Here is an 18548-nt window from a genome sequence, read left to right on the forward strand (position 1 = left end):
CCTTAAAGTTTTTTCAATGTATAACGGAAAGCCACCAAAACGCCATTAATTGACTTTTTATCTACGCTGTCTGGCTGATCGTCAAACACTTCGCCATCTACGTCAACCAATTGCCATTTCGTTATTGCTCCTGCAATGGAATCGTCTAAATACAGGTAAAAGGTGATTTGGTCCCCATCTTGATCTATTTTAAATAGTGGTATTTTGTATGTAACATTACCAATTACATACTGACCTTCTTTTACTAAGTTTTTAAAAAAGTTTTTAGTCTTGTTATGGGCTGTTGTTGTCAACGTCATTTTCATTCTCCCTCCCCAGCATAAAATTGACCAGTAAGCTTATAATTGCGTGTAGTTGTATTCTCATCGTCCGTTACTTCTAGGAATGAGGACACGGAGCGTGTATATTGTTCAAATACCTCTTTTGAACCAACAAGGAAATTCATCTTTAAATCCTCCTTAGTTGCCATGTACTCGACCAAGGAAGTGTCTTTTGTCATTCCAATTTCAATACTCTGCAGATATTCCTTTTGGATTTTCTCCAATTCTGCTTTACTACCTAAAAAGAATTGACCTGTTCTTGCTAATTCCTCTTGAACAGAAGTGTAATTCTCGCTGTCAATTGTTAGACTGCTTTCAACGGAAACATGGATATCTCCCTCAAACATCTCAGTACTGCCAGTCCTAAACTTACCTACCATCAGAGAATCATTAGCCATCAAAAACTCAATGTTAGAGTAATTTGTTGGAGCACTTTCTAATTGGATGATGCTTTCGAATTCCTTTTTAATCAGTTCCACTCTTTGCTCACTATTCGCAAAGAATCCTGGATAACGATAGGTGGTATCCACTTTATAAAAGTCTTCTCTTTGCATGGTTATGGTTCCGCCATCTATAAATCTTCCTAATGTGGAGACTTCAGGCCATTGCCCACAAAGTAAAGCACCAGTAAATGGATGGATTTCAATGTTGTTATTGCCTTCCACTGCTTGAACAGGAACATCATTTTTCCAATTAAAAAACACACGCTCGAAACGTGTGCTTTGTCGTTTAACGGTATTTACCATTCGAAACAGCTTTACAATGTCTTGCTCATTCTTTAAGTATTCGTTTGCATAGATATGGAAATGGTACGGATCTCCTCCATATTCAAACCACTCTCTTACTTTTCCCTTCGGAAAGAATGGAGCGATAACATCCTCAATGGCTGCCACCGTTCCTTTTGTTTTATGAATAGATTCGGAGTTTGCGATGATTAACCGTTTTTGTTCATTGGTCATATTCACATCGTAAAATTCCGCAGCTTCTTCGAAAGCCACAAAATCTAATAAATGATCTGGTATCCCCTCAAACATTTGAACTAATTGAGTTTGCGAATAAACCTTTTGAAAAATAGGCGTTAATGCATATGCCAGAGCAGCAATATTTTTATCCTTTTTCAAGCTATCTGAAAGCAAATCACCAATTTCAAAGTTATCTAGTGTCTTAATCATCCACCAGACCTCCATAATTGGCACTCACGGCGTTTGAATGAGCTACTTGAGTCTTATTTAGCACAATAAACTGTGATGGGCTACTGGCAGTCACGCGGACCCCACCAGCTGCTTTCACTCTGGTGACTAATTCACTTGCATCTATTCCTCTACCAAGCTTACTTTTCTGCCATGTAATATAGTCCTCAATAGCTGCGTTTATCTGAGCCTTTATGGTTGTTTCTACGCTTGCTTTAGACCTTGAAATATAAAAGTCTAGTTGAATATCGTAACGAACGATTTCAGGCGATTCGATGCGTATCACATCTGTTAATGGACGGATGGTTCTCCCGTTCAATTTTTCCTCCAAAGCAGTGATAATAGCTTCTGAAGGTAATGCTCCATTTTCTAATAAAGGAACCACTGTAACAACGCTTGCAGATGGAGAATAAACGGCTACGTCTACTATTTCGGAGCTTACGGATTTAGCATGATAAATATAAGCGTCTTCTGGTCCTGCTGTACTATATTGAGAGTTTGATTGCCGTATCCTTTCAGCATAAGCATCGTTTTCCTCCCAATCTAACCCTCCATCCGATTTCGTAATATTATAGGCTTTTGTTACCCATGGTAAATTATCATTATCTACAATATTCGTAATCTGATTAGGAAGATAACCATTCCCGACTTCCCCTAATTCGGAGCATGTCATGGGTATATCAATGTATGTTAATCCTGTTGATACCTTGTAATCTGTTGTACTCGCAAACTCTAAATCTGCCACTGCCATCCTGGTTCCACTTGGAATCGTAAAAGTTTCCACCGGATTACATTCAAATCGAATAATTGTTTCAGCTGCTCGTGGTTCTAATCGAGAAACTCCTTTTTTTACACCTAAATGATCTAGGTAGTTATCCTCTGCAAATGCTAATAAATTCATTTTTCCCGTGAAATCAATATTATTTGATAGCATAGTAGCCATAAACACCATTGATTTTATAAAATTCCTTCTTGGATCTGTTTCGTCTAAAGATGTTCCAGTTGCATTCTCAAATCGAGCAACTGCAATGCTTTCCATTTCCTCTGGATCGACTTCGATAAAATCAACATCAGGTAACCCAAATCTAGCCATTATCAAACACCACTTTCACAAAGGGATAGATACTGGCATTCTCTGAATCTTCCTGAAAGGTGACTTCTTCCACTGTCAAACCTTCAATGTTATTTTGAAGGAGTTCCACTACATCCGCTGTATATTGAACTTTTGATGCTTCGCTCAATTCATCAATTGGAGGCAGCCATCCGGCTTCACGGTTCATAAAACAAGTCCCTTTCATCGTAGCCAATAGAAAGGATGCGTTTTGCAATTTAGCTTTTGTGCCAGTAGCTCCAAAGTCGATACTGCCAAATGGTGATATTTGATGGGTGCTCATGCTCATCATCCTTTCTTCAATGATGTATATTTTGAAACGGCACTGCAGTATTTGCCACCGCCAAGATCATACCAAGGTATATCGGTTGTTTTTACTCCGTACACTTTGAATTTTTGCCCTTTACGAAGAACCTTTAAAATTTTCCCTTTAAGGCTTCTGGAAGCCCTACAGTTCAGCATTCCTACTTTAATAGTTATGGTTCCATATACTTTCTTTGTAGATGCCGCTGTTTTCTTTTTAGCTGGTTTTGGCTTCGGCTTTTGGATGCTGACCGCCTTAATATCCTTGGCATATTCTTTAATGCTCACATCCACTTTAATGCTGATAATTCTTCCCTTTCCATCAATCAGTGGCTCCCCTTCGTTTATGGAGGAGATATACCAATAATTTTTAGAAATGGATTTTGTTCCAATAATAAAAGCTCCGGTCTTTCCACTATCTCGAAAGGACCGGAGCTTTTCTACTGCTGCTGTTGGATCTACTCCTAAACTTCTGCTAAGAGTCAGGGAGAAGGATGCGGACTCTTGACCAGGGCCGATAAATTCAGAAATCGGCTTTCCTTTTACTTCGTGCTCGCTCCACCTTGCATCCCCACTTCTTGAAAAAGTATCAAAGGTTAAAACCTTTTTGGTCGATACTTCAAAAGTGATACCGCCAAAACTTCCGATTTTAGCCACGGTTTCACCACCCTTTATATTGCTCCTAAAACATATCCGTTACCTTTCCCTAAGAAACAAACAACATAGTCTCCTTCTTTTGGAAGCCAATTGTCCCCTCTTGTAAGGATAATCAATTCTCTTGTAACGGTTCCGTTATCATCACGTAAAACTTTTGCTGTATTTCTACTTGGATAAACAGCTGATATTCTACCTTCAATTAAGTTCATCAGTATCCCACCAAGCATTTCCTTAAGTTTAATGTTGTTTCGGAGGTATCTCCGGTCTTTCCTGAAAGAGAAGTGATGATATACTTTCCGTCCAGATTGCTAAAACCCTTTATAGTAACAGTTTGGCCAGCATACAAGTTCATAATGCCAGCAATTGTAATGGTAACTGTTGTTGCCTCTTTATTCGCTTCACGCAATTTCTTTTTTGCTAATCGAAGGGCAGCAGCGTCCGAATTCACTTCTTCGTTCACCAGTAAAACTCTGCCCGTTTTTGGAGGTTTAGAAGGTGTGAACGTTTGTTTATACGTTCTTTTCTTCTGCGTATCCGTATAGGTAACTTTACAGGATTTATAACTGCCGTTTAAGGTGTCTTTATAATTCCACTTCTTAACTAGTTGATCTGTACGATTAATGGTTGCGACAGTATCCAGCGATTCTAATTGTTCCTCATCAATGACATATACTTTTTTATTGGCCAATTTTAATGCCAACCCATTTTCATTGCAGAGTCGATAAAGAAATGCTCCATCTGACTCGTATTCTTGGTCCAATCTGTCAAAGCTCGGATTGTCTGCAGCATCATAATAAATACCTAACCCATTCTTTTTCGCTACATCTGTCAGTACTTTCTTTAACGTCGTATTCTCCCATGATCTAGACTTTTTTTCTCCTTTTAGAGAAGACTCTTGAGGGATGGACGTTGATTTAATACTGACCGTTGTAGGAGGGCCACCTCCACTTGATTCGTCTATTTCGTAATATCCTAAATCTCGTTTACTCGTACTTTGGTTTCCCCAACCAGAAGGAATAATTAAAACCGCTTCAATGGCAGCTCCCTTTTCAGGCATCCAATTACCTAACCAAATTCTATCCTTGTCTGCTAAATTAATAGTTAAATCATCAGCAGAACCAGTGAAATTATCAGTAAAAGAAAGACCTGTGACAAATGGATCAATATCTGCTGTGAATTTGTTGCCATTATATTTAAGGTCATAGCTGATACGTCTTCCATCTGTCATTAAGAATCCTCCTCACTTGCAAATGCTAATGTTTCTTCCTCTTCTGTATCATCGTCCAAATCTTCTTCTAACCATGCTGGACGTTGGTATTCATATACATCCTCTAATTCAAATTCAGGAATGGTTATTTCAATGCCACTTGTGAATAGAAGGACTAACCGATATTGAGGATTAGCAATAAGAAGCAATGGGAAGAGATATTCACTTCCCATTTGCTCCAATGCTATTTTATCCCAAGTATCTCCACTAACTGTTACATAAGTACTCATGATAATCTCTTCCGATCTTTGTCATTCTCGTATTCCTCAAGCACACTGATAATCAATTCTTTGAAATTCACTTTATCGTCTCTCAACGCTTTTGCAATTACTTCGCGAATATCTCCTGTTCCGTTATTACCTACGCTGATCTGTGGAGCATAATGTACTTCAATAGAAGGACCTCCACTACCAACCGAAACAACACCAGAATTGTCGTTGCTAAAACTCATAAAGCTTCTTAGTAATCCGTCTAACATGGACTTACTTGAAGTGTTTGAGTTTATTTGGGTTGCACCTGGCAGTTTTAACAATTCTGGACCGCGTTCGCCAGCCCAATAATAATCAGTGTTTGGAGTAGTTCCACCTTGATAATAACCTTTATATCCTCCGCCGCTTGCCATTGAAGCAATACCAGGAGTGTTGAAGATGGAACCATATCTTGCTTGCGTGTAGCGAATCGACGCTACAGCATTATGGATTGGATTCCAAATATCATTCATTCCGGAAAGCTTATAAGCGTTAAACGTAGGATCAATGGTTTGCAATAAGCCCTTGGATGGTGTTCCTCTTTTTGCATTGGAATCCCATAAGTTAATGGCTCGTGGATTTCCTCCTGATTCTTTCATGGCCATTGTTTGCAATGGTCCTAACCAGGACATCGGAACACCTGTAATGCTAATCGCAGCTGTAAGCCACTTTGTCACATCACCAGACGCTGCAGAACCTCCACCGCTCCAATCACCAAAGCCAGCAATCTTCTCTTTCACAAACTCAACAGCTTTTTCTTTAACCAGTTTGAATGTTCCCTGACTAACATCATTTAAGACTCCAGAAAGGGTAGGAGCAACTACTCCAAATTGTTCTAAGACTTTATCCATCAGTTTGGACGGTTCGGAAACATAGCTCCAAACATCTAAAGCAGCGTCTTTTATGTCAGAACCTTTTTCTTTTGTCCAATCCCATGCTGCAGAACCTTTTTCTTTTGTCCAATCCCATGCTGCAGAACCTTTTTCTTTAACCCAACTCATTCCTTGTTGCAATGGATTTTGAACATTCCCTGACTTATAAGCCGGTATATTGTAGGTGTTCATAATTTGCTGTGTTTCTCTATGGGGAATAACTTGCGTCCCTTTTGGTAAGTTCATAAGTGTATCCGTGCCAGGACTCATTCCAACAAATCCTGTTGGAGTGCGGAATAATTCTGGACCGCCACCATCACCCAAAATAGCCAAGCCCCCTGGATGATATCCAGTACCTTGTGCATATTGAGGTACTTCCCATTGATTTAAAGAAACTTCTACTCCGACCTTATCCAGCACCCAATTAATCCCTTTTATAATTCCGTTGACGATACCACCAATAGCATTCATTGTTGCATTTGCCATTGACTTGATACCATCTATTAATCCATTAAGGATTGCTTTTCCGGTATCATATAGGTTTATCGCTTTAAAGAAACCAATAATGTTATTCATGATTGTCTCTGCTGTTTGTTTTATGTTTTTCCACGCTCCAGACCAATCTCCTTGCAGAAGAGAAACAGCGGTTTTTACAATTCCGGTGACAAGAGTCAGCGAATTATTAATAGCCGTTGATATTAGTGGAAACACAAACTGGACAATTTGTAATAAAAATTGAATCGCTGGAACAACAATATTAGTTAAAAGCAAGGCAACTCCTTGAAGAATCAAGGTTATTGCTGGAATGACCAACTGGATCACACCTAATATTAACGGGAACACCATTTGGACAATTTGCAGCAAGAATTGAATCGCTGGAACCACTATGTTAGTTAAAAAGAAAGATACTCCCTCAAGCAATAAGGTGATAATTGGAATTACAGACTGGATAATTCCCAATATTAATGGGAAAGCCATTTGAACCACTTGAAGTATTAAAGGTAAGGCAACTTGTGCAATCAACATTATGACGGGTACTAAAGAACCGATTAAATTAATCGCTAATGGTAAAACAGCTTGAATAATCGCAAGTATTAAAGGAAAAATCAACTGTGCTCCCTGTAATAGCAGTGGAAGAACAGAATTAGCAATATCCGTGATTACTGGAATCAATAAACCTATTAAGCTTACAATTAACGGCATGCTTGATTGAATTAGTGATACGATTAACGGCAAAATGGACGTTACAGCACCTAATAACAAAGGCAACACAATACTAGCAATCTCCGATGTTAGCGAAAACCACGTAGTAAATAGGTTAACCAGGACAGGCAGTAAAGTCGTTACTCCATCAATCACCATAGGAACCAAAGATGTTGCAAAACTGGAAAATAAGCTTCCGAATTCTTGGAATAGTTGACCAAATGCTCCACCTAATTCCGCAAAAGCAGGACCTAATGGGACAAAACTTTCCACTATAATCTGGCCTGTTTTTTGAAATTCAGGTCCTAATGTAGCAAAAGAAGTAGTTATTTCTGAAATAGCTGGCATGAGCATGGATAACAAAGTCTGACCAATAATACCTAATATAGGAATAACCGGTGCAACCGCGCTTTTTATGGACTCAAATGCATCAATAAAAGTCCCCTTAATTAGTTCCCATGAACCTACAAGGGAATTACGTACGTCATCATTTGATTTTATAAGTTTATATAAAAAAGCACCTATAGAAATGACACTGGCAATCACCCAACCTACAGGACCAGTTACTCCTAAGAAGGATAATCCTAGTCGCCCGATTAACGGTGAAAGGGTTGCGATAGTATTTCCGATTGTGGAAAAGGAGCCCGTTATATAATCTGCTACCGTTTTAGCAGGACCTTGTAAACCATTGAACCAGTCTGCAGCTGCGCTTGCTTTTGAGCCAATATAGTTAATGGTTTCATCATATGCTGAACGAATGGCAGCAAATGTAGAGACTGTGAAATCCAAAAACCCTTGCCATAATTGTGGTGCCAATGCAGTTACATACGAAACGCTTGAGGAAACAATTCCCCGTACACTTGCAAAGGCGCTGTCCACTTTATTTCTAAAGGTATCGGACATTTTATAAGCAGCAATAAAAGCAACTACTAATCCAGCTAGGGCAGCAGCCACCAATATAAATGGATTAGCCAACATTGCTCCATTTAAAGCAATCATAGATGCTCTAATTGCAGCAATAACACCTTTTACTCCACCACCCGAAATTGTATAAGCAATCATGGCAGCACGATGAGCATGGTATAAAGCAATACTTACTGTTTGAATAGCGTTATAAGCAACTTGCCCTGCTGCTATTCCCACTAGAGTACCTTTATACACTAAGAATGCTGTAGACAATCCTAGAATGATTGGTGTAACAGTAACCATAATGGATTTGAAACTTTGAATGGTTCCTGAAAGATCATCCGCTAAATAATTAGAAAAACTATTTAGGTATGGAAGCACTCTATCCGCTATCGGAATGACAAATTCTGTTTCAAATTGTCTTCCTATCCCTTGAATGGCTTTGCCGATGGTGTCATATTTAATTTCCCCGACTTCTTCCATCGTCTTTTTCGTCATATCGAAGGAATCTTGTACGTTTCCAAGTGATAACAGAGTTTTCATTTCAAGATCTTCTGCTTGTGTACCAAAGAGCGCAACAGCCATTTGTGATTGTAAGCTTGTATCTCCTATTTCAGAGATTTTTTGGATAACCTGTTGCATGGCATCTTTGCCTTCTAAAGCACCTGAAGAAAGGGCGTCCAGAAATTGTCCGGCACCTCCAATTGTCCATTCAATGCTCTTATAGGCTTTTTCGGAGGCTGCACCGGAACTTTGTAAGTCTTTTACTAGTGCAGCAGCGTTTTCCCTCCCCACCTGACTTGCAAGCTCCATAAATTGCTTGGTTGCTGTTCCTCCGTTTTGGAGTTTATCCATGTAATCGTCGAAACCATTTGATCTAAATAGGTAACTTAACGCATCTGATGTTGCTGTACTTCCATCTTTTATCCGAATACCGAATTCTTTTACAACGTCGCCCACTTTATCAAGATTAAAAGCGCCATTTTCTAATCCGGCATTGAAGACGTCGAACATCTCATTTGCATCATAACCAAGGGTTTTGAAGTACACGGAATATTCATTTGCACTGTCCAGAAGCTCCTGCGACTTATTAAGTCCCTGTTGCGCCCCTTGAGCTAAAAGATTATAGGACTGTTCGGCAGTAATACCAAAGTTTTTCATCATGGTGTCACTGGCTTTTATGGACTCCGTAACATCCTCTCCAAATACATCCCTATATTGAATGGCATATTTGGTTGCTGTTTCTAAGGATTTCCCTGATAGATCGGTGACGGATTTAACTTCTTGAATGGCAGCAGCTAAATCATTCCAATCCTCTCCAAGATTATTGTTATAGAGATTCTTGGATATCTCTTTTATTTCTTTCATTTCATCAGCCGTTGCACCTGTGCCGGCTTGAACTTGCTTCATAGCATTGTAATACTCATCAGAAGCAACAACAGCTGCACCTAAACCGACGGCAACGGCTCCAATTGCTGAACCACCAAGTATTGCTGCTTTGGATGATAGGCTCATGCCAGTTTGAAGATTTTCTGTGCTGTGACTTAGTGCATTTGTATTTGCTTCCGTATTACTAAGCGCTGAATTGGCAGTATTAAAAGCTTGGTGGAACGAAGGATTTATCTGTCCACCAAGCTGGAAGGCTATTTGAAAGGCTTGAGCATTATTCATTTGTCATCTAACACCTCTTTAACATCTTCTATTTCTCTTAAAAGATTTAAGAAAGTAAGGTTTCGGAAGTATGTTTTAGGTGTTTTGGTTGCTATTCCTAGCTTGATGAAGACTTTATTTAAGGTTTTACGGTCATAATTTTTCTTGTACTTTCCATCTTGAAAGCTTATTACTCCGCTGCGTTCAAAAAACTTGTCACCGTTCTTTTAACTTTTAAACTGTCTTTTGCAGGCAGTTGGAAAAAGAACTCTTGTGGCTTACCAGTTGCTTTAGAAGCAAGGAAAAACAAATATGTCATGCTCATTTCTGGAACCATAGAAGGCTTATTTACACGCAATAGCATATTTTCTGCATCGTCTAAATCCTGACCTGTTAAATTTTCTACACCACTTACATCAACCTGTGTAAATGTTTCTCCGTCAAAAGAAAAAGGCTTGTTAAATTTAACAATGCCTTTTTCGTTGGATTCTGTAGTAGTTGATGCTGTGTTATTTGTTGTTTTTTCTAATTGTGTCATTTTAATTTCCTCTTTTCTTAGATTAATTTATTAATTGCTGATAATTGGTCGACTCCGTTTACTTTGTAAACAGAATTTAATTTATCCAATTCTAATGTTGTTTTCCCATCAATTTCCACCTTGATATAAAATACCTCAAGAGTGTTCTTGGATTCCATCGTTGAATTTAGAGATAATTTACCAAGGTCAAGTGCTTTCGACATGTATTTTATGGTGATTTTCACTTGGTAATACGATATTGCAGCAGAGTTAGAGTCAACTTGTTGAACAGCACCTCTTAGACTTAACGATCTACCTGCATAAGCAGCAAAGTTGAACGTCTTATCTAATAGCGATCTCCAAGGTATCTCAATAGACATGCTTCCAAAATGCCCTATGTTTGGAGTTTCAAGCTCCCCCAATATTCCTGCGCCGCTTACTGTAGAAGTCATTGATTCTAAGTTAGGCAGCGTAATCTCTCCAGATACTCCTAGCAATTTTGTCTTGTCATCATATACATTAAAATTAGCAACTTTAGCTGGTATTATCATGCTTACGCACCTCCAAATAGACTATTAGTCATGAATGTTGGATCAAATTCAAGAGTATTTACAATTTGTTCTGCTGGCGTATAACCACCAATTTTTGTAAGGAATGTAATTTTCCCATTTAAGATATCCGTTTGAGGATTATCTTCCTCCCTAAACTCAATGCTTGCGCCAGCAATATAACCTGCAGCTACTAATCCATTTGCTCGAATATTCTCGCTATCCACAATGCCCTCAATTAATCGAGTACTTGTTAAATCATCAATTTCATTCCAGAAAGTAAGCACAAAGCTATTTCCCCACCAGTTCATTAGTCTTCTTAAGTTAATGAATCGGTCTTTAGGATCGGTCGTGCCTGGATAAGCTGCGGTATTGTTACCCCAAACTTTCCATCCACCCCAATTTATGAAGGTAACAATTCCTTGTCCATTTAAATAGTTAGCTTGAACTGGATCAAGATAAACTTCTGTTCCATTCGCTAGGCAAGCACCACTAATAGCAATTGATTTGTTAGATGGTGATTCTGCTGGAACATCCTCTGTTGTTGCGTCCAACGCTTTCAAAGAAGCAGCATAAATGGAACTTGCATGTAAAATCCTTGTTCCAATTTTTGTTTTTGGCCATAATACGGAACTCTTTGCATTTGTATAGCCATTGTCATTTTTCCAAGTTGGTACATCTTCATATTTTGTAACGGTTGTAGTATCAATATCTGCTGCAACATCGGCATTAAAACTTCCATTGATTTTTTGTACTTTTGCCACCATTACCGCATAAACATCTGGATATTGTGAAAAGCCAGGAGCGATTAATAGACCTGGGACAACACCTAATCTTGGATAAACTTGTTGGACCAATTCAAGCCCTTTATATTTACCTGCAGCACTGTCATATCCACCAATAACATCTGCTTTCGTTACTTTCGAAGCATCCACTTTGTCATATGTTACTTTTGCAGCAGTTGCAACACCAATAGTGCCACTTGTTAAAACAGTAATTGCCGGTTTATCAGCTGCATTAAAGCTGATAGTATAATCCTTGTCTTTTTCAAATGTTTTTGTGCCATCAGAACTTTTAAGTCTTACTGTGCTTAACAAAACACCTTCATCATTAATGATAGCTGCTCCCTTTGCAATCGTTAGTGCTGCATCTGTAACAACCGTTTTATGGACTGTTGGATCAAGAACATTAATAAATACAACAGGGCCAACAGAAGCTAACTGCAGGGCTGCGAACATAGCTTCACAAAGTGTGTATTTACTGAAGTTTTCGCTATAACCAAGTTTGGATTTTGCCTCTCCGAAATTGTTGGCCAAGATAGGCACGTTAGTAACAGCGAATGGATCTGCTGAAAAGTGAACTGGTGCAATTCCGGCGGCAATTAAAACGCCCCCTATATTCTGCACAGGAGGCGTTACGGATGTACTATTTTCTTTTATATTAATTCCATGTTCATAAGCCATTAATTAAAAGCCTCCTTGGTAAAATTGCAACGTCTTTTCATACATCACTTGTTCTTTTGTTCCCTTTACTCCTAAATTAGCGTTTGCCTGTGATAAATCACTAACCGGCACGATTAATTCCTGAATAAAAGGGCATTTCTCTATTTCTGCTTTTACTTGAACAGGAAATCCATCTGTAAAAGTAGAATATTGCGGCAGGGTATTACCAGGAATACTTGGACCAACATAAATAAGCGTCTGAACTGTTTCTGCCTTTCTTAACTCATGAACATCTACATTGGCAACTTCCGGTGTAGAAACTAGCTCTTTTACTTGTGGAACTTCTTCCTTTACTACATTGGATTGCTTTGCTTCTTCAATCTCTGCGCCAGATGTAATTATTTCCTCAACTTCAGCTTTTTTTCGAGTCGTCATATTAACTTGTTCACTTCCTCGTCTAGTATTTGTATTGCTTCTTCAAATTCCAATAACATAGCTCCGAAATAAAACGGATGTGTATCCTCGTCATGTACTTTCCACCTCGGAGGAGCCGGTAAAGAATACTGTTTTTTCATTTGACGATTCTTTGTTAAATCCATTGCTAATTTTCTCAGAATTGCTCGTACATCTTTATATCCGCTTCTGTCTTCGGAATCGTCATAAACCCCTACAATGACATTCACTGTAATAACTTGGGGAGTATCCCAACCTTCCTGGACCCCTTCGAATAATTGCACAACGATTGCCGGATAAAAAGAAAGACTGTTATCTTCTTCAGCAAACTCGTCATGTGGATTTTCGTTTCGTTTGGGTATCGGTAAATGTTGCTCGTACACTTTTACTGGAACCTTTTCTCCGTTTTGACCTTTGAAAAAAACTCCCTTAAATACCTTTTCGAAACGCTTGATTAACTCGGTCTGTAATGTCTCTGGTATCATGTTAATCCTGTCCTATCCCTATGGCTCTGTTAATCTCATAATCTACTCGACTTAGAAATGTTTCATAGCCAGTACGATTAATTTTGTTGCGAACCTCTTCATTACCAATCATTTGTGGAACTGAAGGGCCCATTACTCTGGTAACAGGTAACCGTTTCTTTCCTTCCCTTTTAAACACCTTAATTCCATTGATGTTTACAACGAACGGGCCTTTTACAGCTCTTAAGCTGCTTCCCTTTTTAACAGCAATTTTGATTGGCTTTTTCCGTCTTGGTTGTACGGTTTTAGGTGATACTTTGAAACGATCAATGGGAATTACTTGACCTCTTGAAGTGACAATGGCGGACAAAGTTGACTTGGACGCTCTTGTTTTATTCAAGGTGTTTCGAACATCACCAGCTTTTATGTTGTATTCTTGCCTTACTTCTCTTGTAATACTTGCAGCCACGGTGGTCATTGCCCTATTTAATGCTTTTGTTATGACATCTGGAGCCTTCTTTTGAAACGTTCCTAGTCGATTCTGGACATTGTGTAATAAGGTGTGGTCAATATTGACTGTTACAGGCATTATTGATTCCTCCCTACCGTTATGACATACATTTCATCTTCACTTGAAACACTTATAATACGGAATTTCCTTTCTCCTAGCTGTATTTGTTGATTAGCTATAGGTCTGAAATTCAGCTCCGTTTTTGGAACATAGAAAAGGATTTCTGCATTTGCAAGTCCTTCTCCACCATTTCCAAACTGCTTTTTTATAAGTTGTTCTGGATCTCTAATAATAGTGACTTCTTTCCCCTCAATTAGCAGCTTTTCTGCAAACTCATTTGCATTGAAAAAGGTATCACTTATATCTTTAGCAAGGAAATCTTTAAAATTACTCATTAAAGTCAACAGGAAGTGCTAATACTTCCTCTGCTTTGCCTTCTGCAATGATTAAAGCAATAAGATCATCTTTTTTCTGGTCGATTGCTGGAACTAAAATACCTACTTCCATAGCAGCCTCCTTTAAGATGTCCTTATTGAATTTGTTATACAAAAGCTTATGAATATCCTTGCTGTTTTCTTCAGAATCAACCAATTCTGAATCAATAGGAGGTGCTACTGGCTCCCCTTCTTTTCCATCGTTAAGGTCAACTACTTCTTTTTCCTCAATAAAAAAAGCAGCTCCGCAGTTTACTAAACGCTTTGCTACTTCTTCTGGAATATTTGCTTGTTCACCTGGATAAAATCTTTTTCCGTTATAACGACTTTTTAATTTAAATTGAATTGTCATTATTACACCACCTGTGCAACGAACCACTCATCCGCATCGTTTGGCTTTGGAACAGGACGGCTTGCTAAACGAATCATTCTAGCCTCTGCATTTACATCAGCCCATGATCTAGGAATGATTTTTCCATCATACGTAATAAATTGTTCTGAGCTTTCCATTTGAGTAATGGCACCATACAAAGTTTCTCCAAGGTTTGCTCTTGCAAGAACTACTGTATTCGCCGGAATAAATGGTTTCATCACATTATCATCATCTACATACCAGGAATCATATGTGTAAATATCCAAGTTAAGCTCTGCAATTCGGCCAATGTAACTTACACCTTCGCCTCTATAAACAGGCTTATATTCGATATTGTTCATGTTTCTAATATCCATTAGCTTTTGAATATTAGCATCATTACGGAATGCCTTTAATGCATCTCTACCCATGATTACCATATCAACATTGACATCAGTTTTTTGCGTGATTTCAAGTTTCCAGTTTTCTAAGTCTTCGTAAATATTGCCTCCTTGTCCCCAGCGATCGGAACCTTCTAAAATTTCCTTATTAGTAAAATTAAAGTCCAGCTCCTGAGTTACAAAGTCCTTATCACTTCGGTCAATAAAACCTTTCATGACTACTTTTCCGTTAAGTAATGCTTGCGCTGACATCCATTCTTGTCTTCTGGTAATCATAGCTGTAAGTTCTTTAATGTCTTTCCCCAAAAGTTCCACTTGTCTTTGCTGTGGTGTTTTACTGCTGACAATATTTTCTCCTAATCCTCTAATGACAAGATCATCTACTGTTATAATCCTTTGAGGCGCAATTTTAGGAGCAAGATATCTTTCTGTTTTATATCCTTCTCTGGTCATTGTAATACCGCCGACTCGTGGAGCAACAAACGGTGCCATTTTTCTTTTTCCTTTTGTAAAATCCAGTAATACTTCTTCTGTTACAAACGTTTCTCCGTCTGGAAAAAATGTATTTTTCAAGAAGCTTGTTGGAGCAATCATTTTTTGAATTGCCGGCAACATAGTTATTGTTTGATATAATTTTAAATTCACTTTAAATCCTCCAATTTTATAGGTTTTCTGTTAGATAGATACCTAGTGTTCTAAGTGTTTTTTCATGTTTAGCAGCTGTATCTGTTCCCCCAAAAATTAAAGCTTTGCGATTAAAAAGACCAGAACTATAGGCTGTATTAGCTACTGCGATAGTTGTATCAACATCGTCAGTTAAAATGCAATCTGCAGACTCCATTCCTCCAGTTTTAGTGCTGTCTACCTTAACAGCTAATCCAGTTGCTGTTTCAATAGCTAAAACTGTTCCACGAAGCAAAACTCCTTGTCCAGCCTTAAGCTGAACTGATTTCTTATTAACTGGAACGGTTGTACCAGCAAATAAATTATCAAATTCAACTTCTCCAATAACTTCATTCATTTTCATGATTGCAGAGCACCTCCTAATTGATTCGTTAACTCATTTTCTTGTTCATCTTTTGTGCCATTAAGTACGGAAAGTAACGCATTAGTATCTGCAGCTGTTCCATTATTGGATGCTGGTGCATCGCCACCAGGAATGTCATTAATTATTTGAGCATCTTTTTGAACATTGTTTAAATAATTAGTTCCTCTTTCTTTTTCTGCTTTAATAATTTGGACCGCAAGAGCACTTGCTTCGATTTTCTCTTCAAATTTTGCTTTATTTATTAAAGCTTCATTACCTGGCATTTGAAGTTCCTCAATCTCCTTAATTCGATTGTTTTCTGCTGTGATTCCCTCTTCAAATCCAATGTTTTTTACTTGGTTGAATAGTTCGGGATGATCGTTTTTCAACGTTTCCAAATTCATAACTTTTGGTTCCTCCTGAATTTCAGTGTTTTGAGTAGATTTAGTAGCATTTAATACCATGTTACTTGGTATTTCCGGCTGCCTTCCTGAACCCATTTGATTTCTAATTGTATCTATGACCTCTTGTGGCAACATACCTCCATCTGCAGCTACAGATGCAACAATGCTTGTACTAGAATTTTCAAACATAATTTCATCAATTAAATGCAAATCTAGTGCCTGTTTTGGCTTTAACCATGTTTCTTCGTCCATTAGGGCCAAAAGCTCATCATATGATTTTCCGCTTTTCAGGTTATACGCACTGGCTATTGTTTCGTTTACTGTTTTTAAAAAATCAGCAGCCTTATTCATATCTCTATAATCACCTTGTGCCCTCATGGCTGAGTTATGAATCATTAATTGCGCTGTAGGTGCCATTAGAACTTTATCACCAGCCATAGCAATAACTGACGCTGCACTTGCTGCTAATCCCAATATCTTTACTGTTACATTGTTCGGATGTGCTTTAAGCAAGGCGTATATTTCAGATGCATCAAAGACCGAACCGCCACCGCTATTTATTTCTACTGTTACCTCATCACTATCTACAATGCTTTCTAAAGCATCATTGATTTTTTTAGGGCTAGTTGCTTCAATTCCGAACCAATCATAAATCCACTGGTCATTGCTTGAAATTATTGGACCTCTTACGCTAATTTTCACTCTTCCACCTCCTTCTCGTCCTCAGTTTTTTTGGTTGGTTCTGATTCTTCCTCTTGAATTAAGCCAGCTTCTTTTCTTGCTTTCTCTTCCAACGATCTTAACTGATTATTCTTGAAGAAGTTTCCATTACCCATAGCAACGGTTTCCTGAGAACGTGTAGAGAATCCATTTGCCACCCGCTTCTCTGCTGCGTTCACCTCCTTCAAAGGATCTAATTGCCCTTGAGATGGTCCATTCCATTCCGCTCCGCAATATGCCTTTCTTGCCATCGGATCAGTAAAGAAGCCAGGTGCATATATTCTTCCTTTTGCTATTCCTTCTGCCAGAAACTCCTCATAAGTAGGCTGGCAAAATCCATTTGCAAGCCAATCTCGTCGCATTTTAAACATCTTCCATGCTTCTAACAGCGCCCCTCTTGATGCTGAATAAGAAGATGTAAAGTTCTTTAGAAGCAATTCATAAGGAATTTCTAATGCTGCTCCTATCTGTCTGCATATAGAAGTGACAAACCCATCATAATTTGGGTTTGGTCTGCCTGGATTAGACTCTTGAATCTTTTCATTTTCACCTAAAAAATGGACACTCCCATTACCTAGTTCGATAGTGGAATTGTCCTCTTCGTCAATCATATCCTCTGAATCTAAAGGGCTAAAGGTGTTATCACCTTTTCCGGTTTCCGTTGTAACAAATACCGAATACATACCGTTAATAACAGCAGCCATTAATTCAGCTTCGGAATATCTGGCTAATTGCTTTAAACTTTCAATGACAGGAGCAAGCACTGGAACGCCTCGTCTCTGCTCTGGTCTTTCACTTTCCATCAAATGAATAACATTTATTCTTCCAGAAGCAGCACCAAATTTCGGTATTCTGTTCCATTTATTGATTGCCGCAGTGGATGAATAAGGATGCTTATCCGCTATATGATAAGCAACTACTTCTCCCATGCCGTTTATTTCTACGCCATTAATAATCTTATCGTCCTTAGCAATGGCATCATATGGAGTACAAACTCTATCTGCTTCTATAAGTTTTATTCGCAAGTCATAGGGCATTCCGGTTCTTGGCATCATAGGAAGGAGCGCCACGCAATCCCCACTCATTAACCAAGAAAGAAAGGCAAGTTGTTGTAATTCATAAAAGTTATTCATTCTTTGAGCATCACAATTAATGGAGTCTGCCCATAAAGCGAACTCTCTTTCCACTTTGGTTTCCCACGCATCTGCATCTTCAACTGTCATATTTAAGTAATCAGCATCTATTTGTGCGTTTAGCCTTAATCCTGCTCCAACAACGTTTGTACGCATTGTTTTTAAAGCGCCTGTTGCAATTGGAGCACCCATATATAAATCTCTGGAACGTTCTCTTAAAGTATCAATGTTGTACTCAATGTCCTCTATTACCGAACCAGTGCTTGTCAACCATCCTTGCAAAGCTTTCTTTTTTGCACTGGCACCATGGTTGTCATATCCACTATTGATGATTTCTATTTTCTTTTTGGCATGCATTCGATTTAGTCCGGCTTTTGGGCTAAAAAAGGATATTGTTTTATCTAAAAAATTCATA

The 18548-nt window shown here is 38.5% G+C and carries 21 protein-coding genes; all 21 read right to left on the minus strand.

Annotated features, from left to right (window positions below; all coding sequences use genetic code 11):
• Window positions 1–2: 2 nt before the first annotated feature.
• On the minus strand, window positions 3–305 hold the full coding sequence (locus CEQ21_RS24365) for a hypothetical protein (RefSeq protein WP_185766774.1): 303 nt from the start codon (window positions 303–305) through the stop codon (window positions 3–5).
• Window positions 302–1492, minus strand: a complete 1191-nt coding sequence (locus tag CEQ21_RS24370) for a phage tail protein I (protein ID WP_185766775.1) — start codon at window positions 1490–1492, stop codon at window positions 302–304. The genes CEQ21_RS24365 and CEQ21_RS24370 overlap by 4 nt, the downstream gene beginning before the upstream one ends.
• Window positions 1485–2603 (minus strand): baseplate assembly protein, encoded by a 1119-nt coding sequence (locus CEQ21_RS24375; protein WP_185766776.1) that lies wholly within the window; start codon window positions 2601–2603, stop codon window positions 1485–1487. Before CEQ21_RS24375 ends, CEQ21_RS24370 begins: the two co-directional genes overlap by 8 nt.
• Window positions 2596–2904, minus strand: coding sequence for a hypothetical protein (locus CEQ21_RS24380; RefSeq protein WP_185766777.1), 309 nt, complete (start codon window positions 2902–2904; stop codon window positions 2596–2598). The genes CEQ21_RS24375 and CEQ21_RS24380 overlap by 8 nt, the downstream gene beginning before the upstream one ends.
• A 5-nt stretch (window positions 2905–2909) precedes the next feature.
• On the minus strand, window positions 2910–3581 hold the full coding sequence (locus CEQ21_RS24385; protein ID WP_185766778.1) for a phage tail protein: 672 nt from the start codon (window positions 3579–3581) through the stop codon (window positions 2910–2912).
• A gap of 14 nt (window positions 3582–3595) precedes the next feature.
• Window positions 3596–3790: a hypothetical protein gene (locus tag CEQ21_RS24390; RefSeq protein WP_185766779.1), complete on the minus strand. Its 195-nt coding sequence runs from the start codon at window positions 3788–3790 to the stop codon at window positions 3596–3598.
• Window positions 3790–4809: a phage late control D family protein gene (locus CEQ21_RS24395; protein ID WP_185766780.1), complete on the minus strand. Its 1020-nt coding sequence runs from the start codon at window positions 4807–4809 to the stop codon at window positions 3790–3792. Before CEQ21_RS24395 ends, CEQ21_RS24390 begins: the two co-directional genes overlap by 1 nt.
• Complete coding sequence (locus tag CEQ21_RS24400) at window positions 4809–5078, minus strand: tail protein X (protein ID WP_185766781.1); 270 nt, start codon at window positions 5076–5078, stop codon at window positions 4809–4811. The genes CEQ21_RS24395 and CEQ21_RS24400 overlap by 1 nt, the downstream gene beginning before the upstream one ends.
• Complete coding sequence (locus CEQ21_RS24405; RefSeq protein ID WP_235907331.1) at window positions 5075–9748, minus strand: phage tail tape measure protein; 4674 nt, start codon at window positions 9746–9748, stop codon at window positions 5075–5077. The genes CEQ21_RS24400 and CEQ21_RS24405 overlap by 4 nt, the downstream gene beginning before the upstream one ends.
• Window positions 9749–9917: 169 nt before the next feature.
• Window positions 9918–10265, minus strand: coding sequence for a phage tail assembly protein (locus CEQ21_RS24415; RefSeq protein ID WP_185766782.1), 348 nt, complete (start codon window positions 10263–10265; stop codon window positions 9918–9920).
• A gap of 17 nt (window positions 10266–10282) precedes the next feature.
• Window positions 10283–10795 carry a phage major tail tube protein gene (locus CEQ21_RS24420; RefSeq protein WP_185766783.1) on the minus strand — a complete coding sequence of 171 codons (513 nt, stop codon included), beginning with the start codon at window positions 10793–10795 and terminating at the stop codon, window positions 10283–10285.
• A 2-nt stretch (window positions 10796–10797) separates the two neighbouring features.
• The gene (locus tag CEQ21_RS24425; protein ID WP_185766784.1) at window positions 10798–12255 is read right to left on the minus strand and encodes a phage tail sheath family protein; all 1458 of its coding nucleotides are present in this window, start codon (window positions 12253–12255) and stop codon (window positions 10798–10800) included.
• 3 nt (window positions 12256–12258) lie between these two features.
• Window positions 12259–12669 (minus strand): hypothetical protein, encoded by a 411-nt coding sequence (locus CEQ21_RS24430; RefSeq protein ID WP_185766785.1) that lies wholly within the window; start codon window positions 12667–12669, stop codon window positions 12259–12261.
• On the minus strand, window positions 12666–13172 hold the full coding sequence (locus CEQ21_RS24435) for a hypothetical protein (RefSeq protein ID WP_185766786.1): 507 nt from the start codon (window positions 13170–13172) through the stop codon (window positions 12666–12668). Before CEQ21_RS24435 ends, CEQ21_RS24430 begins: the two co-directional genes overlap by 4 nt.
• 1 nt (window position 13173) lies before the next feature.
• Window positions 13174–13740: a phage tail protein gene (locus CEQ21_RS24440; RefSeq protein WP_185766787.1), complete on the minus strand. Its 567-nt coding sequence runs from the start codon at window positions 13738–13740 to the stop codon at window positions 13174–13176.
• Window positions 13740–14057: a hypothetical protein gene (locus tag CEQ21_RS24445; RefSeq protein WP_185766788.1), complete on the minus strand. Its 318-nt coding sequence runs from the start codon at window positions 14055–14057 to the stop codon at window positions 13740–13742. The genes CEQ21_RS24440 and CEQ21_RS24445 overlap by 1 nt, the downstream gene beginning before the upstream one ends.
• Window positions 14050–14448, minus strand: a complete 399-nt coding sequence (locus CEQ21_RS24450; RefSeq protein WP_185766789.1) for a hypothetical protein — start codon at window positions 14446–14448, stop codon at window positions 14050–14052. The genes CEQ21_RS24445 and CEQ21_RS24450 overlap by 8 nt, the downstream gene beginning before the upstream one ends.
• 2 nt (window positions 14449–14450) lie before the next feature.
• The gene (locus CEQ21_RS24455; protein WP_213087352.1) at window positions 14451–15494 is read right to left on the minus strand and encodes a major capsid protein; all 1044 of its coding nucleotides are present in this window, start codon (window positions 15492–15494) and stop codon (window positions 14451–14453) included.
• Between the two features lie 16 nt (window positions 15495–15510).
• On the minus strand, window positions 15511–15876 hold the full coding sequence (locus CEQ21_RS24460; protein ID WP_185766790.1) for a head decoration protein: 366 nt from the start codon (window positions 15874–15876) through the stop codon (window positions 15511–15513).
• Window positions 15873–16982, minus strand: coding sequence for a head maturation protease, ClpP-related (locus CEQ21_RS24465; protein ID WP_185766791.1), 1110 nt, complete (start codon window positions 16980–16982; stop codon window positions 15873–15875). Before CEQ21_RS24465 ends, CEQ21_RS24460 begins: the two co-directional genes overlap by 4 nt.
• Window positions 16979–18547, minus strand: coding sequence for a phage portal protein (locus CEQ21_RS24470; protein WP_185766792.1), 1569 nt, complete (start codon window positions 18545–18547; stop codon window positions 16979–16981). The genes CEQ21_RS24465 and CEQ21_RS24470 overlap by 4 nt, the downstream gene beginning before the upstream one ends.
• Window position 18548 lies beyond the last annotated feature (1 nt).

The sequence above is a fragment of the Niallia circulans genome, assembly GCF_007273535.1.
GTDB classification, from domain to species: domain Bacteria; phylum Bacillota; class Bacilli; order Bacillales; family Cytobacillaceae; genus Niallia; species Niallia circulans_B.